Below are 22,664 nucleotides of genomic sequence, written 5' to 3'. Positions count from 1 at the left end.
GCCGCTACCGTTGAAATCCGATCAGGATATTTCAGAGGGGTGGCGATGCAGGACTGGCTTTGGGAAAGTGCGGGCGATCTGGGCCGGGGTATCAGCGCAGGCGAGATCGACCCGGTCGCGCTGACTGAAACCTATCTGGAAGCGATTGACGCACATGAGGCGCGCGACCAGATTTATTCGGTGGTGACGCATGAACGCGCCCGCGCCGAATCGGCGGCGGCTTCAGCGCGCGCGAAGGTGGGCCAACGGCTGGGGCTGCTTGATGGGGTGCCGATCAGCTGGAAAGACCTGTTCGACACAGCGGGCACCGAAACCTGCTCGGGCACGGCATTGCTGGCAGGCCGGACGCCTGCGCGCGATGCGCGGGTGTTGCGGGCGGCGGGCGCGGCGGGTCTTGTCTGTCTGGGCAAGACCCATATGAGCGAGTTTGCGTTTTCCGGACTGGGGTTGAATCCGGTGACGGCGACCCCGCCCAATGTAAATGACCCAGGCGCCGTACCGGGTGGTTCCTCCTCGGGAGCAGCGTCTTCAGTGGCGTTCGGGCTTGCGGCCTGCGGGATCGGGTCGGACACTGGCGGGTCGGTGCGCATTCCGTCGGCATGGAACGATCTGGTGGGGCTGAAGACGACCTCGGACCGATTGTCACTGGATGGTGTCGTGCCGCTTTGCGCGAAGTTCGACACGGTTGGGCCGCTTTCGCGCAGCGTCGAAGATTGCGCCCTGATGCTGGCGGCGCTGGAAGGCGGGTCCGCCGCCGATTTGCGCGGCGCCTCGCTCAAGGGCGTGCGTTTGGCGGCGCTGCAGACGGTTGTCATGGAAGATGTGCGCGAGGCACCACTCGCGGGCTATCGCGATGCAGTTGGGCGGTTGCAGGCGGCAGGGGCGGTCGTGGAGCCGCTTGATTCGCCGGAAGTGGCCGAGGCGATGCCGCTGTCAGGGCTTTTATTCACTGCCGAGGCCTATGGCACATGGGGCGATCTGATTGAATCCGATCCCGGCAAGATGTTTGCACCGATCCTTGAGCGTTTCCGTTCGGGGCAGGAGTTCGAAGCAGCGGACTATGTGGCTGCGTGGCAACGGCTTGAGGTGTTGCGGAGGGATTGGCACGCCCGGGTAGCGGGGTATGACGCGGTGATCATGCCAACCGCGCCAACGTTGCCTCCGAATGTAGAAAGGCTGATGACCGATGAAGCCTATTACCTGACCGAAAACCTGCTTGCGTTGCGTAATACACGGGTGGGCAACCTGATGGGGCTTTGCGCGGTTAGCCTGCCCACGGGTGAGCCAAGCTGTGGCCTCATGCTGTGTGGCAAGCCTTTTGCGGAAGAGCGGCTTTTACGGGTGGCAAGCGCTACAGAGGCGGCGTTGCGCTGAAACGGTTGCTTCCGGCGAGAGTATTTAGGGCAAGATGAAGCCGGGAACGCGCCCCGCAGCCTTGAAAACAAGGGGTGTGCGTCGAGCCGGCGCGCGGGCTGCCAAAAATGCCACAATTAACCTTTAAGGCCTTGGTTTTTCTGGACCTCTGCGGTGGGCATGAGGTAGATTCAGGTCAAACGGGGCGATAACGATCCCGAACCTTGAGGCAGTATGTGATGTTTCCCGAGCGGTTTTCGAACCTACCGGCCTATGCGTTTCCGCGTTTGCGGAGCTTGTTGGACGCTCACGCGCCCGGCGGCGAGGTGATGCATATGACCATCGGCGAGCCTGGGCATGATTTTCCGCCTTGGATTGTTGATATCATTGCACAAAACGCGGATGGCTTTGGGAACTACCCGGTCAATGAAGGGGCGCCGGGGCTGCGCCGGGCGATCTGTGACTGGGTATCACGACGCTATGGCGTGACGCTTGATGCGGATGCGAATCTGATGGCGCTGAACGGCACGCGCGAGGGGCTGTACAACGCGATGATGGCGCTGTGCCCCGAAATCAAAGGCGGTGCCCGGCCAAAGGTTTTGCTGCCGAACCCGTTCTATCAGGTCTACATGGTGGCGGCGCTGAGCGTCGGGGCCGAGCCGGTTTTTCTGCCCGCCACGCGTGAGACCGGTTATCTGCCGGAGTTCGAGGCACTGTCGCCGGATGTTCTGAACCAGGTGACAGTGGCCTATCTGTGCTCACCCAGCAATCCGCAGGGCGCGGTGGCAAGCCGCGCCTATTGGGAGGCGTTGATCAGGCTCGCCGAGCAGTATGATTTCAAGGTTTTCGCGGATGAATGCTATTCCGAGATCTACCGGCATGAACCGCCCGTAGGGGCGCTGGAAGTGGCCCGCGATCTGGGTGCTGATCCGGAGCGGGTGGTGGTATTTCATTCGCTATCCAAGCGGTCGAACCTCCCGGGGCTTCGAAGCGGGTTCATCGCGGGCGGGCCGGAAAGCATCAAGCACGTGCGCCAATTGCGCAACTATGCGGGCAGCCCCCTGCCGATGCCGTTGCAGCATGCGGCGGAGAAGGTTTGGGACGATGAAGAGCATGTGATCGAGAACCGAGCGCTTTACGCCGAAAAATACATCAGGGCCGATGACATCATGGGGGGCGTGCCGGGGTATATCAGCCCCGAGGCGGGTTTTTTCCTGTGGCTGCCGGTGGAAGATGGCGAAAAGGCGACGATGAAGCTGTGGCTGGAAACCGGTGTGCGGGTCTTGCCCGGCGCCTATCTGAGCCGCGAGGTCGGGGGGATAAACCCCGGCAAGGGATATATCCGGGCTGCGATGGTGGCCCCAATAGAAGAGATGGCGCAGGGGCTCATTAGGCTTCGCGACTGTCTTTATAGTTGAGTGCGAAAGAGGGAAGACATGGCATATCAGGCACGGGGACGTGATCCGCTGTTCGACAGCAACATGGCCGAGGCAATTGAGAAACGCGGCAAGGAATTGCTGGGACTGGCGCTTTTGTGCCTGAGCGCGATGGCGGCGGCCTTGATCGTATCCTACAGCCCGGATGATCCAAGCTGGATGTCGGCCACGGATGCGCCGATTGAAAACTGGCTGGGGCCGATCGGGGCGACGATAGCGGCGCCGCTTTTCATGATCGTGGGCTGGGGTGCCTGGGGGCTGGCCATCGTGCTGGGCGCCTGGGGTCTGCGGTTCACGCTGCATCTGGGGCAGGAACGTGCCATCGGGCGGTTGATCTTTGCACCGATCTGGGTCGCAGTGCTGGCGCTTTACGCGTCGTCCCTGATGCCGGGGCCGGAATGGGAAGCGACGCATAATTTCGGGCTGGGCGGGCTTTTTGGCGATACGGTGCTGGGGGCTGCCTTGGGTATCCTGCCGTTCAGCGCCAGCCTGTCTCTGAAGCTGATGTCGGTTGCGCTGGGTGTGGGAATGCTTGTGCTGGGCGGGTTCGTGCTCGGATTCACCCACGCCGAAACCCTGCGTATTGGCCGCTTCCTGCTTTTCGGGATCATCATGACTTATGCCAGCATCATGATGTTGCTAGGTCGGGGTGCGACCGGCGCAGTTACAACTGTGCGGGTGATGCAGGAACGGCTGGCTGATCGCCGCGAACGCCGTGCCAGCGCTGCGGCTGAGACTGAGGTATTGGGTCACGCACGTCGTGCGCAAGAGCCGATGGTGATGCGCACAGCGCCCGTGATCGATGAAGACGATGTGGTAGAGCCCATTGAAAAACCTGGTGGGTTGCTGGCACGTATGCCGTCGCTGATCCGCCGCCCCGAAAAGATGCCCGAGCCGGAACTGGTGGAGGCCGCAGCCTATGAGGGCGATGCGGACACCCCCGGTGACGAGCGTATCAGCGCCAAGATTGCGGATGTGATCCGTGCACGCGTGCGGCAAAGCCCTGATGTTCAGGTGGCGGCGGTCGCGCCGCTGACCAAGGGACGGGGTCGCGGACCGGATCCGCTGATCCTGAACCCGCAACAGCCTGGCGTGCGGAGCGAGCCGCCCCTGACAGCTGGTCAGTCGGCGGATCCCCGGCTGACGCTACCCGAGGCACCCGCAGAGGAAATGATCCAGCCCGAGATGGAAGAACAGGCCCCGCGCATTCCAGTCGCTGAGCCGCGCAAGGTGGTGCAGCATCCGCCACGCAAGGCGGTTCAACCCTCGACGCGGGCCATCGCCGAAGCGCAACCGGCGCTGCAATTCGAAGAAAAGCAGCGGGTGCAGTATGAATTACCGCCACTGAGCCTGTTGTCGAATCCGGTCAACATTAAACGTCATCATCTGAGCGATGAGGCTCTGGAAGAAAACGCCCGGATGCTTGAGGTGGTGCTGGATGACTATGGCGTCAAAGGTGAGATCGTCAGCGTCCGCCCCGGCCCTGTGGTCACCATGTACGAGCTGGAGCCCGCACCGGGGCTCAAGGCCAGCCGGGTAATCGGTCTGGCGGATGATATCGCGCGCTCGATGTCCGCTCTGTCGGCGCGGGTCTCGACCGTGCCTGGGCGTAGCGTGATCGGCATCGAACTGCCTAATGAAAACCGCGAGATGGTGGGTTTCCGCGAAATCCTGTCGAGCCGGGATTATGGCGATGGCAACCAGAAACTCCCCTTAGCTTTGGGCAAGGACATTGGTGGCGATCCGATTGTCGCGAACCTCGCCAAGATGCCCCACCTGCTGATCGCGGGGACAACCGGTTCGGGTAAATCCGTGGCGATCAACACCATGATCCTGAGCCTGCTTTACAAGCTGACGCCGGATGAATGCCGGATGATCATGATCGACCCGAAGATGCTGGAACTGAGCGTCTATGACGGCATTCCGCATCTGTTGAGCCCGGTCGTGACCGATCCGAAAAAGGCGGTAGTGGCGCTGAAATGGGTCGTGGCGGAGATGGAAGACCGCTATCGCAAGATGTCGAAAATGGGCGTGCGCAACATCGACGGCTATAATGGCCGTGTGCATGAAGCGTTGTCGAAGAACGAGATGTTCAGCCGCACGGTGCAGACCGGTTTTGACGACGAGACCGGCGAACCGGTCTTCGAGACTGAGGAATTCGCGCCCGAAAAGATGCCCTATATCGTCGTGATCGTCGATGAGATGGCCGATCTGATGATGGTCGCGGGTAAGGAGATTGAGGCCTGTATCCAACGGCTGGCGCAGATGGCACGGGCCAGCGGCATTCACCTCATCATGGCAACGCAGCGCCCGTCGGTCGATGTGATCACTGGCACGATCAAGGCAAACTTCCCGACGCGGATTTCCTTCCAGGTGACGTCGAAAATCGACAGCCGGACGATTCTGGGTGAGATGGGCGCCGAGCAGCTCTTGGGTATGGGTGACATGCTTTACATGGCGGGCGGTGGCAAGATTACCCGCTGCCACGGGCCGTTTGTCAGCGATGAAGAGGTCGAAGAGGTGGTCAACAACCTCAAAGCCTATGGTCCGCCGGAATATGTCAACAGCGTGCTGAGCGGCCCCAGTGAGGAAAAGGCCGATAGTATCGATGCGGTGCTGGGGCTGAATACAGGTGGCAATACGGATGGTGAGGACGCGCTTTACGATCAGGCGGTTGCGATTGCCATCAAGGACCGCAAGTGCAGCACCTCTTATATCCAGCGCAAACTGGCGATCGGGTATAACAAGGCCGCCCGTCTGGTCGAGCAGATGGAGGATGAGGGCATCGTGAGCGCGGCCAATCATGTCGGCAAACGAGAGATTCTGGTGCCGGAACAGGCTGACGTGATGTGATTGAATCCACAGACCGGCGGCGTTCTGACGCCGGTCACAGCCCTTGAGGGGCAATACCACTTGATCCTAAGCCTTTCAGTCTAGATACCCCGGAAAATCCGGCTGATATCGTATAACATGGCCGCGATACCTACATCGTCAAATGTATCAAGACTGAATGGAGTTGGTTTCCGATGAAAATCTCTCGTACCTTGACGGCCGGGCTGATCGTGATGATGACCACGTTGCCCGTTGCGGCCGAAAAGCTCTCATTGCGCGCGATTTCGCAGTATCTGAACGGGATGCAGACGGCCACGGGTGAATTCACCCAAATTAACGATGACGGCACGATCAGTACCGGGCAGATCTTTATCAAACGCCCGGGGCGGGTGCGGTTCGAGTATAATCCACCGGATCGAACGCTGGTGGTGTCGGACGGGGCGCATGTGGGCATAGCAGATGCCAAATCCAACCAGCGGGCCGAGGCCTACCCGCTGCGCCGGACCCCGCTGAGCATCATTCTGGCGCGCAATGTAGATCTGAGCCGTGCGCGGATGGTGGTGGGTCACACCAGTGATGACAAAACTACGACCGTCGTCGCGCAGGATCCGGATCACCCGGAATATGGCAATATCGAGCTGGTATTTACCGGCAGTCCCGTAGAGTTGCGTCAGTGGGTGATCAACGACAATGCCGGTTCGCGTACGACGGTGGTACTGGGCGAATTGACCAAGGGCGGACGTTTGAAAGATGAAATCTTCACCCTGCCTGAAGGCGCGTTTATCCGGCAGGATAAGTAGAGCGACCGCGTAAAAACCGGCACGATTTTCCTTAGAATGTCACGCTGGCACGTAGATATGGATCAAAGGGGCCTCCTCGGGAAGGCCCCTATTCTCAGAACAGTGATGCTGAACGCTGTCCGTTGCATTGCGATAGCTGCGCGCTGTAGACATGCGAGCGTGTTTCGACCTCGCTTGCGACCCGCAGCAACCAGGGTTTCTGGTTGTAGCTGCCACGGGAAAATCCGGTGCGACCCTCGTGATAGGCCAGGTACTGGCTGCGGGTGTCATGCAACGAAATCCCCAGACGCTCCCGTGATTTGGACATGTACCAGCCCATGAAATCAGCTGCATCGTGGATATTGTCGCGCCGTGCGCGGCGTCGGCTGGTCTCATTGCGGTATTCGTCCCAGGTGCCGTCAAGCGCCTGTGAATAGCCAAAGGCCGAACTTTGGCGCCCCATCGGGATCACACCAAGTGTCCAGCGTGTCGGGGTGCGGGCGTCGGCCTTGAATTTGCTTTCCTGATAGATCGTCGCCATCTGCACGGGGACGGGCACGCCCCAGCGGCGTTCGGCGGCGCTGAAGGCCCGCCTGAATTCCGGCCGGTCATTGAGAATTGCGCAGGCGTTGTCGAGGTTGCGGGGCGCCGGACCCCGATCCCCACCGCTGCTGCCACAGGATGCCAACAGCACAACCGCCATTAATGCGCGAAGAGTTCTGCTCATCTGCCTCTCGCTATATTTGTTTTTTCTTGCAGTCTAACCGAATATTCGCCTTGTGGGAATCAGGAATTCAACATAGGCGGAAACATCGATATACAATCTGTGGTGGTGGTTTTTGGGGTGTTTCGGCAACGGGAAGTTAACGGTCAGAACGCACTGTCAAGGCTTGGTTCACAGACTGTTTCCACTGTAAATAACAGCTATCATTGGACAAACGAGCCTTGTAACCTTTAAGGTCTTAGTTAAGGGCTGTGATGTAATGTTAAAAACGCGTGCAAAATATCATCTCGGACAGGTTGTCCGTCACCGGAAACACCCGTTTCGCGGTGTCGTTTTCGATGTCGATCCCGAATTTTCGAATACTGAGGAGTGGTATTCGTCGATTCCCGAGGAAAGTCGCCCGATTAAGGATCAGCCCTTCTATCACCTTCTAGCCGAGAACGATCAGAGCTATTACGTGGCGTATGTCAGCGAACAGAACCTGATCGCGGATTATTCGGGCGAGCCGGTAGAGCATCCGGATATTCCGGATATGTTCGGGCCATTTGAAGATGGTCAGTACCCGCTGCATTTTCAATTGAACTGACGGGGTCTGACGCCATGTTGGGGCTTTCCGCGGCGCCATGAAACGGTGATTTCTCTGAAAATAGCTGGAAATATGGGTTTATTCTTCAGTTTCTATGGGCGCGCCCGCCTCTCGCCAGGCGCTGAACCCGCCGTCAATTTCTGCGATATTGTCAACGCCCATGTCCTGCAGGGTTTGCGCTGAAAGCGCTGAGCGCCAGGAACTGGCGCAGAACAGGATCACGGTCTTGTCCGTTGCTAGTTGTGTCTTGTGATACGGGCTGGCCGGATCGATCCAGAATTCCAGCATGCCGCGCGGGGCGTGAAACGCGCCGGGTATACGGCCTTCGCGCGTCAACTCGCGCGGGTCGCGAATGTCGACCAGCAGGGCCTCGCCGGATACCTGGCGTGCCTGTGCTTCTGCCACCGAAAGGGTGGTGATTTGTGATTTGGCCTCGGCGACCAGTTCTTTTACGGGGCGTATGGGCATGTTCATTATTCCGATTGTTGGGTTAGTAACCAAGCGCGCAGCCGTCCTTGCGGGCATCACTGGCCCCTTCAAGCACACCGCTGTCGTGCAGAAGGATCGCCTGCGCGCCGCCGATCGGAGTGTCTGGAACCACAACCTGATGGCCGAGATTGGCCAATTCGCTGCGGGTTTTCTCGGAATAACCGCGCTCGAGTTTTAGCTGGCCTGCCTCGGCAAAGCAGCGTGGTGCGTCTATGGCGGTTTGCGGATCCATCCCGAAATCTTTCAGGTTGCTGACAAATCGCGCATGGCCACAGGACTGATACTGCCCGCCCATCACGCCAAAGGGCATGGTGACGCGTCCGTTCTCGCGCAGCATTGCCGGGATGATCGTATGCATCGGGCGCTTGCCCCCGGCCAGTTCGTTCGGGTGGCCTGGTGTCAGGTTGAAGCCCGCGCCGCGGTTGTGAAAAAGTACACCGAATTTCTCGGATGCGATGCCAGAGCCGAAGCCGTGGAAGATCGAATAAATCAGCGACACCGCCATGCGATCGCGATCCACTACGGTGATGTAGACCGTGTCGCGATGCACAGCCTCGGCGACGGCATGTGCCTCGTGCATGGCGACCTTCGGGTTGATCAGAGCTGCCAGTTGCGCCGCAGTGTCGTGTGAGAGCATGTGTTCCAGCGCGGTGGTATGATCCGCGTCGGCGATGATGCGGTTTCTGGCGTCATAGGCAAGCTTGCTGGCCTCGGCCTCGATATGTGCGCGGGTACTGCTCAGCGGGTCCATCGACGCGATATCGAAGTGATCAAGGATATTGAGCAGAAGAATGGCGGTAGCCCCCTGGGTGTTGGGCGGATGTTCGACAAGTTCCGTGCCTTTATAGCTGCCGCTGATCGGGGTGGTCTGGGTGACCGCGACACTGGCAAGATCCTCGGCCGTGTGAGTGCCGCCCGCTGCGGTGAGCGCGGCCAGCATATCCGCGGCCACCTCGCCGGTGTAAAATGCGTCGCGCCCGGTTTTGGCGACGCGCCGCAGGATTTCGGCCTGACCGGGCGCCCGGAAAATCTGTCCGGTTTTTGGCGGGTTGCCTCTGGGCATGAAATGAGCAAGCCCATGTCCCTGAAGCTTTTCGCTGGCGATGGGCCAGTCATCGGCGACGCGGGCCGCGACGGGCACGCCGTGATCTGCGTAGTGAATTGTCGGGGCGAGAAGATCGGCCAGACCAAGCTTGCCGTAGCGGTCGCTGAGCCGGCAGAAAGCGTCGATGGCGCCAGGCAGGGTGATCGCGTGGGCGCTTGTCTCGGGGATGGTGTCATGGCCGTCAGCGCGCAGGACATCGGCGGACGCGGCTGCGGGTGCTGCGCCAGAACCGTTATATGCGAGGATGTCATTGCTGCCAGCGGTGTTGAACAACGCGAAGCAATCGCCACCGATGCCGGTCATGTGCGGCTCGCAAATGCCGAGCAGAACGGCCCCGGCGATTGCGGCATCCATCGCGTTGCCACCGCGCGCCAGAATATCAACCGCAGTACGAGCCGCCAGGGGGTGTGAGGTGGCGCACATGCCATTAGTGGCTAGAACCGGCGAGCGGCCGGGCAGGTGAAAATCGCGCATAACTGGCCCTTTGATTGGTGTCATCAAGGACACTAGGGCTGTCTTTCGGGATTGCCAATTGTCGGGAAGGAAGAGTCCTCGGCGACACGCACTGGGTGGGGGCTGTAAACGCGGGTCGCCGAGGGAAGCCATATGCAGCTACAGATACATTTATGCAGAGGTATTTGGGCCGCAATTTGCGCAGATTAGGGCAATGTTAAGGCTTTGGCGCCCGCCGATTTCAGATGCCCAGAGCGTTGGGAAGCGTCAGAACAAGTCGATTTTCACCGTCTTCGCGTTCGTAGGTGACCGATGTTGTCATACCTCGAATCAGGAACCAGCCGAAGCCGCCTTCGGGCAGATCAAGAAGCGGTACGTCACAGCTCGGCAGATTGCCGCTCGGCAAACGGATTCCAGGCAATATCTGTCCGCGATCCGTGAGCGTGAAGCGGAGCGCGACGGGGCTGATCTCGGCGCAGATATTCAGGGAGCCGCCCGCTTCACCTGCATAAGCATGCTCGGTGATATTGTTCAGTGCTTCGGCTAGCACAAGTTCGACCGAGGCGCAGACCGCGTCAGACACGCCAAGTTCGGCCAATCGTTTGCGCATGCGCTGTAACAGTACGCGGACCTCACGGCTGCAGGCCAGGGCCGACATCGTGAATCGTTGTTGAAACCGAGTGTGCGTGGTGTCGTTCATCTGCACGTCTCCAGTATTGTCAGTGTGAGAACGTTGCCTGATCAGCCTGCAGAGCGTGTGTCTGTCCGCGGGATTTCCGGATGAATGTCGAATACCGTATCCATGCGTGTCAGGTGAAATACTTTAGCTACATCGGGTCTCAGCGCCGCCAGATCGAGCTTGCGATCGGAGCCTAATTGCTTCATCGCGGCAACAATGGCACCCAGGCCGCTGGAATCGACAAAATTGACTTGCCCGAGATCCAATATGATATGGCACGATCCATTTTCTGTCGCCGCCCGCATTGCATCCTTGAACTGGATCGCAACCGAGGCATCAATGCGTCCGGCATTGACGGTGACGATATCGAAGGTTTCGTTTGTAGTAACTTCCAGATCCATGGTGCCCTCGCACGGTAAGTAGTAATAACATCAAAAACTAGACCGCATTCGTTACCATTCGGTATGCACGAGCAAAGAATTCAGGAGGATAAGCCATGAAGGAAGTCGTCATTGCAGGAGCCGCCCGCACACCGATGGGTGGATTTCAGGGGGATTTCGATGGTGTTGATGCGGCTGTTCTGGGCGGCGCTGCCATCCGGGCGGCGCTGGACGAAGCACGGGCCGAAACCGTCGAAGAGCTGCTGATGGGCTGCGTTTTGCCTGCGGGGCAAGGCCAGGCGCCCGCGCGGCAGGCCGGTTTTGCCGGTGGATTGGGCGAGGATGTGCCCGCTACGACGCTTAACAAGATGTGCGGATCGGGCATGAAAGCCGCGATGATGGGGTTTGATCAGATCGCGCTGGGCCATGCCGACACGATGATCGCGGGCGGGATGGAGAGCATGTCGAACGCGCCTTACATGCTGCCCAAGATGCGCAGTGGCGCACGAATCGGGCATGCCGAGGTTAAGGACCACATGTTCCTGGACGGGCTGGAGGATGCCTATGACAAGGGCCGCTTGATGGGCACCTTTGCCGAGGATTGCGCCGAGAAATACCAGTTCACCCGCGAGGCGCAGGATGAGTATGCTATTGGCTCGCTTGAAGGGGCGCTTGCAGCGCAGAAATCCGGCGCATTTGACGGTGAGATCGCGCCGGTGACCATCGCCACTCGCAAGGGCGATTTGGTGATTTCCGAGGATGAACAGCCTGGCAAGGCCCGGCCCGAGAAGATCCCCACGCTGAAACCTGCCTTTCGCAAGGACGGCACGGTAACGGCGGCCAATGCCAGCTCGATCTCGGATGGGGCGGCAGCGCTGGTGCTGGCCTCTACCGAGGCTGCCAAGGCGCAGGGCCTGAATATCCGCGCGCGGATCATGGGTCATGCAAGTCACGCCCAAGCGCCGGGCTGGTTCACGACGGCGCCGGTGCCAGCGGCACAAAAGCTTATTAAATCAATTGGCTGGTCCAAGGAAGACGTGGATCTGTGGGAAGTGAATGAGGCCTTCGCGGTGGTGCCGATGGCCTTCATGCATGAAATGGGTCTCTCGCGCGACAAGGTGAACGTCAATGGCGGGGCCTGTGCATTGGGTCACCCCATCGGGGCGTCGGGTGCAAGAATCATGGTCACTCTGCTCAACGCGTTGGAAAAGCGCGGGCTGAAACGGGGCGTTGCGGCGATCTGTATCGGCGGCGGTGAAGGCACGGCGATTGCGATCGAGCGTGCCTGAACCAGACGGGCAATTCGCGCAAAACGGTCTTTCTAAGCGCCCAACTATAGGAGTCACAGGATGCACGCTGACTATGGCGCCCTCAGCAAATCCATCGCTGCTCTGACCGAAGGTGAAGACGATCTGGTTGCGCTGATGGCCACAGTGGTGTGCGAACTGCACCACGCAGATGACCGGTTTGACTGGACAGGTTTTTATCGCGTGGTGGCGCCGGAAATGCTTAAGATCGGGCCGTATCAGGGCGGGCATGGCTGCCTCGTGATCCCGTTTTCACGCGGGGTTTGTGGCGCAGCGGCTAGAACCGGCGAAACCCAGTTGATCGACGATGTAGACGCTTTCCCCAGCCATATCGCCTGCGCCAGTTCCACCCGGTCCGAGATTGTTCTGCCGGTTTGGGATCGCACTCGCAGTTTGCTGGCTGTGCTTGATATCGACAGCGATCAGCCTGCGGCCTTCTCCAGTGAAGACGCGGTGGGCCTGCGCGACATTCTCGATCAGGTCTTTCGCATATAGGAAGTGTTTTCGCCCCGAGGCAGGCCCCGGGGCGATGGGCGACGTCCCGACAGGGCAACGTCCGTGAGTGGTATTTCGCGCTCGTTCGGTGATTTCTGCGGGTTTGCACAGTAAGGAAAACCTTACTTTCTGCAGTTTCAGGCGGAGTGACGCGGCGTCAAAACCGGATCTCGGCGTCCTGCATCACCAGATTGGTGAGGCAAAAGACAGTCAGATATCGGACCGCACATGAAAAAACGCTTTGAATTTTCATTGTTTCGAGGCATCGTGAAAAAGTGGCAAAAAATTTCACCACACCCCGAATCGCTACCTATTTGTCGAGAGCGCGCCAATGCACCAGTCTGAAATCGCCTCTTCCCGCAGCTTGGGGGCCGATTTGCGCGCGTTGCGCAAGGCGCGCGGTGTGACATTGAGCGATCTGTCCGAGCGGCTGGGCCGCTCGGTCGGCTGGCTGAGCCAGGTCGAGCGCGACAAGTCAGAACCGTCCATCGGCGATCTGCGCGCCATAGCGGCAGCGCTCGACGTGCCGATTTCAATGCTGTTCGGCCATGCCGCCAGCCCGGCGGACGAGGCTGGTTTTGTGGTGCGCAAAGGCGCGCGCCGCCAGATCGGCACCGGTGAGGGCGGGTTGGTCGAAGAACTGCTCTCTCCCGACCTGACCGATGACTTTGAAATGGTGCACTCCACCTTCGCGCCACATAGCCGCGCGGGTGAGATCATCCAGCGCCCGACGCAGGAAGTGGGGTTCCTGATCTCGGGCAGGCTGGACCTGATGATCGACGGCACCACCCATACCATTTACCCCGGCGACAGTTTCCGTATCCGGGGCGAGGTGCATGAATGGATCAATCCTTACGACGAACCGGCCGTTGCGATCTGGGTGATCGCCCCGCCGGTCTATTAGCGCCATGAGCTGGGAGGGCTGGACCATATTCGCGGTGTTCTGGGCGGTCTTTGTCACCACGCCGGGGCCAAATGCCGTCAATTGCATCACCAACGGCATGACCATCGGGTTTCGCCGCGGATTGATTGCCGTGCTGGCGATCCTGACACAGGCGAGCCTTTTCCTGACGCTCTCGGCGCTGGGCATCACCGCGTTGATTGTCGCTTCGCCAGTGGCGTTTCAGGCGGTGAAATTGCTGGGGGCGGCTTTCCTGATCTATATGGGCGTACGCGGCTGGATCACGGCGCGGCGAATGGTAAGCGTGGATGCGCCGCAGGGGTCGGTCTATTGGCGCGCCTTCGTGATCGCGACGATCAATCCGAAATCTGTTGCAGGTTACCTGGCGGCGTTCAGCCAGTTCGTGCAGCCCGATGTGCCGATCGGTCAGCAAATGTGGGTGATCTTTCCGACCGCGCTGACCCTGACCGCGTTAAGCTATATGACCTACACGGCGCTCGGGGCCGGACTGGGGCGCGCGGCCCTGGGCGCGGTGTTCAATGTCTGGCTGCGCCGGGTACTGGCGTTGTGTTTCATCGTCTACGGCGTGCTTCTGGGCAGTGCTGCCACACCGGGGAGGGCGTGAATATGCACCGGGGATCTTGTCTTTGTGGGGCAGTGACCTTTTCGATCGAGGCTGAGCTGACCGATCCGCTGGCGTGTCATTGCAAACAGTGCCGTCAGCAATCGGGGCATTTTTTCGCCGCGATTCATGCCCCCAAAGACGCAGTGACATTTGCATGTCAGGACGGGCTGACATGGTATCGGGCCAGCGATCTTGCTGCGCGCGGATTTTGCCGGGAATGCGGCTCGACCCTGTTCTGGCGGGCGGACGACGGCGATGGAATTGCGGTGGCCCTGGCGTCGCTGGATCGTCCTACGGGCGTGTCTCTGGGCCGCCATGTCTGGGTGAATGGCAAGGGCGATTACTACGACATTGCCGATGGATTGCCGCAACACGAGGGGTTTGGGGAATGATAAAAGGCAGATGCCTGTGCGGCGAAGTAAGTTTCTCTGTGGACGGCCCTTTGGGACGATCCGCTGCCTGCCATTGCAGCCAGTGCCGCAAACAATCGGGGCATTACTGGGCCTCAAGCAGTGCGGAAGAGAGCGACATCGCGATCACCGGACAGGTGAAATGGTACGAGGCCAGCGCTGACGCGAAGCGAGGGTTCTGCCCGAATTGCGGATCCTTCCTGTTCTGGAAAGCCCATGACGAGGACGCGGTCAGCTTTTCACTCGGCGCACTCGACGAACCCACGGGGGTCAAACTCGAATGTCATATCTTCGTGGCGGACAAGGGTGACTACTATGTCATCGACGACGACCTGCCACAGTCGGAGATGTCCTGACAGGACAATGGCTTAGACCCTTTGAACAATAACTGAAACAACGAACACTAGAAACTACGGAGACTGCAAAATGGCTGATCTGCCAAGCAAAGCACGGGTTGTCATCATCGGGGGCGGCGTTGTCGGCTGTTCCTCACTCTACCATCTGGCCAAGAAGGGCTGGACCGACTGCGTTCTGCTGGAAAAGAACGAATTGACTGCTGGGTCGACCTGGCATGCGGCGGGCAATGTGCCCACCTTCTCGACCAGCTGGGCGATCATGAATATGCAGCGCTATTCGACCGAGCTTTATAGCGGCCTGGCGGAAGAGGTCGATTATCCGATGAACTATCACCAGACCGGCTCGATCCGGCTGGCGCATAGCAAGGAACGGATACAGGAATTCGAGCGCGCCTGCTCGATGGGCCGCTATCAGGGCATCGAGATGGAGATGTGGACGCCGGAACAGGCGAAGGAACGCTATCCCTTCCTTGAGACACACGATCTCGCAGGTGTGCTCTGGGATCCGTCCGATGGTGATATCGACCCGGCGCAGGTGACGCAGGCACTGGCCAAGGGTGCGCGCGACATGGGGCAAAAGATCATCCGTTTTTGCCCGGCAACCGGCGTGACTCAGCACGACGACGGCAGTTGGACAGTGCATACCGACAAGGGCGATATCGACTGTGACAATGTGGTCAACGCTGCCGGGTATTATGCACAGCGGGTTGGTGAATGGTTCAAACCCTATGGCGGACGCACCGTACCGATGATGGTGATGAGCCACCAATACCTTTTGACCGAACAGATCCCCGAGGTCGAGGCGTGGAGCAAGGAACATGGCGGCAAGCTGCCGCTCATTCGCGACGTAGATATCTCCTATTACCTGCGGCAGGAAAAGAACGGCTACAACCTTGGTCCCTACGAGCCTAACTGCAAGGGCGAATGGACCGAGTCCGGTGACGCGATCCCCGAGGATTTCAGTTTCCAGCTTTGGCAGGATGATCTGGACCGGATCGAGGATATCGTGACCGACGCGATGGAGCGGGTGCCGCTGATGCAGACCTCGGGCGTGAGCAGCGTCATCAATGGTCCCATCCCATATGCGCCCGATGGACTGCCTCTGGTCGGGCCGATGCCGGGCGTGAAAAATGCGTTTGAGGCGTGTGTATTCACCTTCGGGATCGCGCAGGGTGGTGGCGCCGGCAAGGTGCTGGCGGAGTGGATCGTCGATGGGGCGACAGAATGGGATATGTGGGCGGTCGATCCGCGCCGTTATACCGACTTCACCGATCACCAATATTGCGTGGACAAGGGCATGGAGGTTTATGGCAACGAATATGCCATGCATTTCCCGTATCACGAATGGCCCGCCGCACGCGACCGCAAGCTCAGCCCCAACCACGCCAAGATCAAGGAACTGGGTGGCGTGATGGGAGCTTATAACGGTTGGGAGCGTGCCAACTGGTTTGCCAAGCCCGGGGATGACACCTCGCTTGAGGCCACCCATACCTGGGGCCGTTCCGGCCCATGGGAGCCGCGCATCAGGGAAGAATGCGAAGCGGTGCGCGATGCTTGCGGCGTGTTGGACCTGCCGGGCTTTACCCGGCTTTGGGTGCAGGGCGAAGGCGCGGATGAGTGGTTGCGCGGGTTTGTTACTGGCGGCTTGCCCAAGATCGGACGGATCAATCTGGTTTATGTAGCCGACAAACGCGGTCGGATTGTGACCGAGTTTTCCTGCATCCGTCTGGATGAAAACAGCTTTGTGCTGATCACCGCTGCAACGGCGCAATGGCATGATGGCGATCTGGTGCGCAATTCGGTGCCCGACGGCGTAACCGTAACCGAGACCACGACAGAGCGAGATGCACTGCTGGTTGCAGGTCCAACATCGCGCGATGTGCTTAGCGGATTGACCGACGCAGACCTGACGCAGGGTTGGCTGACGCATCAGCATTGTACCGTTGCAGGCAAAAAAGCGTTCCTGATCCGGGTGAGCTTTACTGGTGAACTGGGCTGGGAAGTGCATGCCGCGAACGAGGATATGCCGGCGATATACGAGGCGATCCTTGAGGCAGGGGCGAAGCCGTTTGGTATGTATGCGCTGAATTCCCTGCGGCTTGAGAAAGGCTATCGTGCCTGGAAAGGTGATCTGAGTACGGATTACTCGATGCTTGAAGGCGGTTTGGAGCGGTTTGTGAAATTCGACAAACCACAAGACTTCACCGGCAAGGCAGCGTTGCTGGCCGAAAAGCAGCAAGGCCGCAAAAAGGCGTTTTGTACGCTGGTGATCGAAGCCGGTGATGCGGATGCGCCTTACATGTCGACGGTTTGGCATGACGGACAAATTGTTGGTGAGACCACCAGCGGCGCCTGGGGCTACAGGGTGAATGCGTCCGTTGCACTGGCGATGATACGTCCGGAACTGGTCGAACCGGGAACCGAGCTGGAGGTGGAAATCTACGGGCAACGGTGTAAAGCTGTGGTTCAACCGGATCAGCCGCTTTGGGATCCGCAGAACGATAGGCTGCGCGCGTGACGTCAGAGACCTACCTGATCTACCTTGGCGTACTGGCGGCGTTCTTTGCAACGCCGCCGGATACCAGCCAGTTGCTGATCATTTCGAACAGCCTGCGTCACGGGATGCGGCGATCCATGGCCACAGTAGCGGGGGATCTTTCAGCCAATGCCCTACAGATGACACTGGCGGCTTTTGGTTTGACGGCAGTGGTTGCCGCCAATGCCGATGCGCTCTGGGTCGTGAAATGGCTGGGTGTGGCTTATCTGGTCTGGATCGGGCTGCGGTTGATGCTGTCGCGCCCAAGCGCGGTAGAGCAAGCGGCGACGAGTGGTAGTAAGCTCTTTCGGCAAGGCTTCGTGACCTCGTCTGCCAACCCGTACGCGGTTGTGTTCTTTGGCGCGCTTTTCCCGCAATTCCTGGACCCCACCGCGCCAATATTGCCACAGCTTCTGGTGCTTGGTGTCACCTATCTGGTGGTGGACGGGATCATTCTGGTGCTTTGGGGCTGGGCCGCCGTCAGATCGCTGGGTCGTGTGAAAGCGCTGACAGGCGTTTGGATCAACCGGATCTCCGGCGCGCTGATGATCGGTGCGGCAGTGTTGCTGGGCATAAAGGATATCGGGCGCGGGCAGGCGCAGTGAAGTCATGCCCCGAGGGGCTGACAACGGCTTGCGCAAGAAAGAGGTGATCGCGCTTTGCGGCGCGAATTTCAAGGGATGTATCCATGACGCAGATTACCTTGCTGGATGGTTCAATAGGACAGGAACTGGTCAAACGGTCCGGGGACCGTGCCACGCCTTTGTGGTCCACAAGGGTGATGATGGATCACCCCGATCTGGTGCGCGATGTGCATGACGCCTACTTTGCCGCCGGGGCCACGATTGCCACCACCAATACCTACGCAACGTTGCGCGACCGGCTGGCATCGGCGTCGCTTGAAGATAAGACTGAGGCGCTGACAGAGGCGGCTGTAACCGCGGCCGTGACGGCGCGGGATGCGCGGGGCGCCGGCCGCGTCGCGGGTGCACTTGGGCCGCTGATTGCGTCGTACCGGCCTGACATCTGCCCGCCAGCCGACAAAGCCGCAATCATGTACGGAGAACCGGTGCGCCTGATGCGAGACCGGGTTGATATCCTGCTGATCGAAACCATGTCCTCGGTCGATCAGGCCGAGGGCGCGCTGCGGGCGGCGACAGGGCAGGGCAAACCGGTTTGGCTGGCAGTCACGGTGCAGGATGATGACGGCACCCGGCTGCGTTCGGGCGAGTTGGTGTCGGATCTGGCGGGGGTGGTTGCGGGGTATCAGCCCGAGGCGGTTTTGATCAATTGCTCGCGGCCCGAAGCCGTTGCCGCAGCGCTGACCGCCATCGCGGAGTTTGGCGTGCCTTTTGGGGCCTATGCAAATGGGTTCACGCGCATCAGCGACGGTTTTTTGACGGATTTGCCGACGGTTGATGCCCTCGAGCAGCGCGCTGATCTTGACCCAGCAGCCTATGCCGGATTCGTCATGGGCTGGATTGCACAGGGTGCGACTATCGTGGGCGGATGCTGTGAGATCGGCCCCGATCACATCCGGGAACTGGCGCGGCAACTGAATGCCGCCGGGCATCAGATCGTCTAGGGGACCGCAATGACAGACCCTGAAATCACAACGGTTCATGTCGATCTGTTGCTGACCGAGGGCTTTGTGCTGACCGAATTTGCGGCCGTCGTGGATCAGCTGCGTCTCGCAAACCGGATTGCGTTAAAGCCGTTCTTTTCCTGGCGCAGCCTGTCGGCAACGGGGGGGGCGATCGCCTGTTCATCAGACGCTTACGTGGAAACTGCCCCATTCGAAAGCTACCCCGAGGCGGATTATGTCTTTGCCATTGGCAATTCGGATCCATCACATCCCGACCTGTCACTGGGCCGGCTTATCGACAGCTATGTCAGCCGTGGTATCAAGGTGATCCTCCTGGCCGAGGCCGCCAGCCGCTATATCGGTGAACGCGGTGATCAGAATTTGACCACCCATTGGGAAAACCGCGCCGTCCTGCAGGAAAAGATCGGACTGGAAGAGACGACGCAGGTTCTGGCCACCGAACAGGGCCAGATCATCACCAGTGCGGGTATGGGGTCAACGGTGGATGTGGTTTTGAACATCATGTCGCGGCACATTCCGGCAGCCACGGTCACGGCGGTGGCGAATGTGCTTCTGCATGACCGCATTCGCGATCTGGGCACCCTGCAACCCTTTGGCGGCAGCAGCGTGGCGCTTACCGGTGACAAAGAGCTGGATGAATGCATCGCGCTTATGCAGGCCAATATCGAGGAACCCTTGCCGATCTCGGAACTTGTGCGGCTGGTGGGCGTTTCGTCACGCTCGCTCGAACGGCGTTTCCGCGACAAGCTGGCAAGCCGCCCGGCGGAATATTACCGTGCGCTCAGATTGAACAAGGCCAACAACCTGCTTCTGAATACATCGATGGCGATCAACGAGATTGCACTGGCCTGTGGCTTCCCAAGCGGGTTCACACCGCATTACCGTGCGCTATTCGGATTGACCCCACAGGCGGCGCGCAAGGCACGTCGGCGTGGTGGCGCTAACGTCGGCTGATCTGCTGAAAACTCCGCCTTACCTGACGTTTCGCGGTGGGATGTTTGTGTAGGGCCTTGCTAGGGTAGCTGAGACGAATTGTGGCCGTGGCTGTCGTGTTGCGCGACTTTGCTGACATTAAGTAGGAGATTGAGACATGGAACTTCCTTCACAGGCGCGTGTGGTCATTATCGGCGGCGGTGTTGTTGGCTGCTCTGTGGCGTATCACCTGGCCAAGATGGGCTGGAAGGATGTCGTGTTGCTGGAACGCAAGCAACTGACCTGCGGCACCACCTGGCATGCCGCGGGCCTGATCGGGCAGCTGCGGGCCACGTCGAACATGACCAAGCTGGCACGCTATTCTGCCGAGCTATACCTTGGACTTGAGGAAGAGACCGGCGTGGCCACCGGGCTGCGTCAGGGCGGGTCTGTCTCGGTCGCGCTGACCGACGAGCGCCGCGAAGAGCTGTTCCGTCAGGCGGCGATGGCGCGGGCCTTTGGTGTCCCGGTCGAGGAGTTGTCGCCCAAAGAGGTCAAGGAACGCTACGAACATATCAATCTTGAGGGCGTGACCGGCGGCGTCTGGCTGCCCACGGATGGGCAAGCCGATCCGGCCAATATCGCGCTCGCATTGGCAAAAGGCGCCCGTCAGAACGGCGCGTTGGTCAAGGAACGCGTAAAAGTCTGCGGTATCGCACGCGAAGGCCGCCGGGTGACCGGTGTTGACTGGGCCAGCGATAACGGGCAGGCGCAGGGCCATATCGCCTGCGAGATGATCGTAAATTGCGCGGGCATGTGGGGCCACGAAGTGGGCCGGATGGCAGGCACGAATGTGCCACTGCATGCCTGTGAGCATTTCTACATCGTGACCGAAGGCATCAGCGGTCTGGGGCAATTGCCGGTGCTGCGAGTGCCGGATGAATGTGCTTATTACAAAGAAGATGCGGGCAAGATTCTGTTGGGCGCGTTTGAGCCAAACTCGAAACCCTGGGGTATGGATGGCATTCCTGAGAGTTTCGAATTCGACCAACTGCCCGAAGATTTCGATCACTTCGAACCCATCCTCGAAGCGGCTTGTAACCGGATGCCGCTGTTGGCGGAGGCGGGGATTCACACCTTCTTCAACGGGCCGGAGAGCTTCACGCCGGATGACGCCTATCATCTGGGTCTTGCGCCCGAGATGGACAATGTCTGGGTCGCATGCGGCTTCAACTCGATCGGTATCCAGTCGGCGGGCGGCGCCGGTCATGCGTTGAGCCAATGGATGGATAGCGGCGAGAAACCGTTTGATCTGGGCGATGTGGACATTTCCCGCATGCAGCCGTTCCAGGGCAACAAACACTATCTCTTTGAGCGGTCCAAGGAAACGTTGGGTCTGCTTTATGCCGACCATTTCCCTTACCTGCAAAAGCGCACCGCTCGCGGTGTCCGTCGCACGCCGTTCCATCACCACCTGCTGGAACAAGGCGCGGTGATGGGTGAAATCGCCGGATGGGAACGCGCCAATTGGTTCGCGAATGAGGGTCAGGAGCGCGAATATCGTTATAGCTGGAAACGGCAGAATTGGTTCGATAATTCAGCGGCTGAGCATCAGGCGGTCCGCACCGACGTGGGCATGTATGACATGTCGTCGTTTGGCAAGATACGGGTCGAGGGGCCGGATGCGGAAGCATTTCTGAACTATGTGGGCGGCGGCGACTATTCGGTGCCCGAGGGTAAGATCGTCTATACGCAGTTTCTGAATAATCGCGGTGGAATCGAGGCGGATGTGACCGTGACACGCATGAGCGAAACCGCTTATCTGGTCGTGACACCTGCCGCCACGCGACTGGCCGATCAGACCTGGATGATGCGCCACAAGGGCGAGTTCAATGTGGTGATCACCGATGTGACGGCGGGCGAGGGTGTTCTGGCTGTCATGGGGCCGAAGGCGCGCGAGGTGCTGCAGGCGGTGTCGCCCAATGATTTCTCCAATGACGTCAATCCTTTCGGCACCGCGCAGGAGATCGAGCTGGGCTTTGGCATGGCTCGCGTCCACCGAGTGACCTATGTGGGCGAGTTGGGCTGGGAGATCTATGTGAGTGCTGACATGGCGGGCCACGCCTTCGAAGTGCTGCACGAGGCCGGACAGGCGCATGGTATGAAGCTTTGCGGCATGCACATGATGGACAGTTGCCGGATCGAAAAGGGCTTCCGCCACTTCGGTCATGACATCACCTGCGAGGATCACGTATTGGAGGCGGGGTTGGGCTTCGCTGTGAAAACCGCCAAGCCTGATTTCCTTGGTCGCGATGCGGTGCTGCGAAAGAAGGACGAGGGACTGTCTGCGCGAATGGTGCAGTTCAAACTGAGCGATCCAGAACCGCTCCTTTATCACAATGAGCCGCTTCTGCGTGATGGTGAGATCGTTGGCTACCTCAGCTCGGGCAATTACGGCCACCATCTGGGTGGCGCCATGGGGATGGGCTATGTGCAATGCAAGGGCGAGAGTGCCGAGCAGGTGCTGGCCTCAAGTTACGAGATCGACGTGGCGGGCACGCGGGTCAAGGCGGAAGCATCGTTGCGGCCGATGTATGATCCCAAAGGTGAACGGGCCAAGGCTTAGAAATCGTTGTTAAAATGTGCGGGCCGCTGGCCTGCGCTCTATATCTCGTCGGCGGCCTCCGGCCTTCTCCTCGG

The 22,664-nt window shown here is 59.6% G+C and carries 21 protein-coding genes; 16 read left to right on the top strand and 5 right to left on the bottom strand.

Annotated elements, in window-relative coordinates; genetic code table 11:
- The first annotated feature begins 45 nt into the window (after positions 1-45).
- The 4 genes from LC334_RS16200 to LC334_RS16185 all read left to right on the top strand — a co-directional run bounded on the left by LC334_RS16200 (position 46) and on the right by LC334_RS16185 (position 6,421).
- On the top strand, positions 46-1,374 hold the full coding sequence (locus tag LC334_RS16200) for an amidase (RefSeq protein ID WP_085801503.1): 1,329 nt from the start codon (positions 46-48) through the stop codon (positions 1,372-1,374).
- A gap of 218 nt (positions 1,375-1,592) precedes the next feature.
- Complete coding sequence (locus tag LC334_RS16195) at positions 1,593-2,771, top strand: aminotransferase class I/II-fold pyridoxal phosphate-dependent enzyme (RefSeq protein WP_085801473.1); 1,179 nt, start codon at positions 1,593-1,595, stop codon at positions 2,769-2,771.
- Positions 2,772-2,789: 18 nt separating this feature from the next.
- The gene (locus LC334_RS16190; RefSeq protein WP_085801472.1) at positions 2,790-5,642 is read left to right on the top strand and encodes a DNA translocase FtsK; all 2,853 of its coding nucleotides are present in this window, start codon (positions 2,790-2,792) and stop codon (positions 5,640-5,642) included.
- Between the two features lie 173 nt (positions 5,643-5,815).
- Entirely contained in the window at positions 5,816-6,421 is a 606-nt protein-coding gene (locus LC334_RS16185) for a LolA family protein (protein WP_085801471.1), read from the top strand.
- 94 nt (positions 6,422-6,515) lie between these two features.
- Here the strand turns inward: LC334_RS16185 and LC334_RS16180 are convergent, their stop codons facing one another.
- A complete protein-coding gene (locus LC334_RS16180) occupies positions 6,516-7,127 on the bottom strand; it encodes a transglycosylase SLT domain-containing protein (protein WP_085801470.1) in 612 nt (203 codons plus the stop codon).
- Between the two features lie 256 nt (positions 7,128-7,383).
- On the opposite strand from LC334_RS16180, the gene hspQ reads away from it, so the two are divergent.
- Positions 7,384-7,710, top strand: a complete 327-nt coding sequence (gene hspQ / locus LC334_RS16175) for a heat shock protein HspQ (protein WP_085801469.1) — start codon at positions 7,384-7,386, stop codon at positions 7,708-7,710.
- 78 nt (positions 7,711-7,788) lie between these two features.
- Here the strand turns inward: hspQ and LC334_RS16170 are convergent, their stop codons facing one another.
- The 4 genes from LC334_RS16170 to LC334_RS16155 all read right to left on the bottom strand — a co-directional run bounded on the left by LC334_RS16170 (position 7,789) and on the right by LC334_RS16155 (position 10,837).
- On the bottom strand, positions 7,789-8,178 hold the full coding sequence (locus tag LC334_RS16170; RefSeq protein ID WP_085801501.1) for a rhodanese-like domain-containing protein: 390 nt from the start codon (positions 8,176-8,178) through the stop codon (positions 7,789-7,791).
- A 22-nt stretch (positions 8,179-8,200) separates the two neighbouring features.
- A complete protein-coding gene (locus tag LC334_RS16165) occupies positions 8,201-9,778 on the bottom strand; it encodes a gamma-glutamyltransferase family protein (RefSeq protein WP_085801468.1) in 1,578 nt (525 codons plus the stop codon).
- A 220-nt stretch (positions 9,779-9,998) separates the two neighbouring features.
- Positions 9,999-10,457, bottom strand: coding sequence for an ATP-binding protein (locus LC334_RS16160; RefSeq protein ID WP_139836458.1), 459 nt, complete (start codon positions 10,455-10,457; stop codon positions 9,999-10,001).
- Between the two features lie 41 nt (positions 10,458-10,498).
- On the bottom strand, positions 10,499-10,837 hold the full coding sequence (locus LC334_RS16155) for an STAS domain-containing protein (RefSeq protein WP_085801466.1): 339 nt from the start codon (positions 10,835-10,837) through the stop codon (positions 10,499-10,501).
- Between the two features lie 95 nt (positions 10,838-10,932).
- On the opposite strand from LC334_RS16155, the gene LC334_RS16150 reads away from it, so the two are divergent.
- The 11 genes from LC334_RS16150 to LC334_RS16100 all read left to right on the top strand — a co-directional run bounded on the left by LC334_RS16150 (position 10,933) and on the right by LC334_RS16100 (position 22,590).
- Positions 10,933-12,105: an acetyl-CoA C-acyltransferase gene (locus LC334_RS16150; RefSeq protein ID WP_085801465.1), complete on the top strand. Its 1,173-nt coding sequence runs from the start codon at positions 10,933-10,935 to the stop codon at positions 12,103-12,105.
- Positions 12,106-12,165: 60 nt separating this feature from the next.
- Positions 12,166-12,618 carry a GAF domain-containing protein gene (locus tag LC334_RS16145; RefSeq protein WP_085801464.1) on the top strand — a complete coding sequence of 151 codons (453 nt, stop codon included), beginning with the start codon at positions 12,166-12,168 and terminating at the stop codon, positions 12,616-12,618.
- 331 nt (positions 12,619-12,949) lie between these two features.
- Positions 12,950-13,522 carry a helix-turn-helix domain-containing protein gene (locus LC334_RS16140; RefSeq protein ID WP_085801463.1) on the top strand — a complete coding sequence of 191 codons (573 nt, stop codon included), beginning with the start codon at positions 12,950-12,952 and terminating at the stop codon, positions 13,520-13,522.
- 4 nt (positions 13,523-13,526) lie between these two features.
- A complete protein-coding gene (locus LC334_RS16135) occupies positions 13,527-14,144 on the top strand; it encodes a LysE family translocator (protein ID WP_085801462.1) in 618 nt (205 codons plus the stop codon).
- A gap of 2 nt (positions 14,145-14,146) precedes the next feature.
- Entirely contained in the window at positions 14,147-14,536 is a 390-nt protein-coding gene (locus tag LC334_RS16130) for a GFA family protein (RefSeq protein WP_085801461.1), read from the top strand.
- Entirely contained in the window at positions 14,533-14,910 is a 378-nt protein-coding gene (locus LC334_RS16125; protein WP_085801460.1) for a GFA family protein, read from the top strand. Before LC334_RS16130 ends, LC334_RS16125 begins: the two co-directional genes overlap by 4 nt.
- Before the next feature lie 70 nt (positions 14,911-14,980).
- Positions 14,981-17,428 carry a GcvT family protein gene (locus tag LC334_RS16120; RefSeq protein ID WP_085801459.1) on the top strand — a complete coding sequence of 816 codons (2,448 nt, stop codon included), beginning with the start codon at positions 14,981-14,983 and terminating at the stop codon, positions 17,426-17,428.
- Entirely contained in the window at positions 17,425-18,051 is a 627-nt protein-coding gene (locus LC334_RS16115; protein WP_085801458.1) for a LysE family translocator, read from the top strand. Before LC334_RS16120 ends, LC334_RS16115 begins: the two co-directional genes overlap by 4 nt.
- An 83-nt stretch (positions 18,052-18,134) precedes the next feature.
- A complete protein-coding gene (locus LC334_RS16110) occupies positions 18,135-19,031 on the top strand; it encodes a homocysteine S-methyltransferase family protein (RefSeq protein WP_085801457.1) in 897 nt (298 codons plus the stop codon).
- Between the two features lie 9 nt (positions 19,032-19,040).
- Positions 19,041-20,006, top strand: coding sequence for a GlxA family transcriptional regulator (locus LC334_RS16105; protein WP_085801456.1), 966 nt, complete (start codon positions 19,041-19,043; stop codon positions 20,004-20,006).
- A gap of 136 nt (positions 20,007-20,142) precedes the next feature.
- Positions 20,143-22,590 (top strand): GcvT family protein, encoded by a 2,448-nt coding sequence (locus LC334_RS16100; RefSeq protein WP_085801455.1) that lies wholly within the window; start codon positions 20,143-20,145, stop codon positions 22,588-22,590.
- Positions 22,591-22,664 lie beyond the last annotated feature (74 nt).

The organism is Roseovarius aestuarii, from assembly GCF_019966515.1.
GTDB classification, from domain to species: Bacteria; Pseudomonadota; Alphaproteobacteria; order Rhodobacterales; family Rhodobacteraceae; genus Roseovarius; species Roseovarius aestuarii.
The sequence above is the reverse complement of the archived record's forward strand: the minus strand, read 5'-3'. Positions and strand labels throughout refer to the sequence as shown.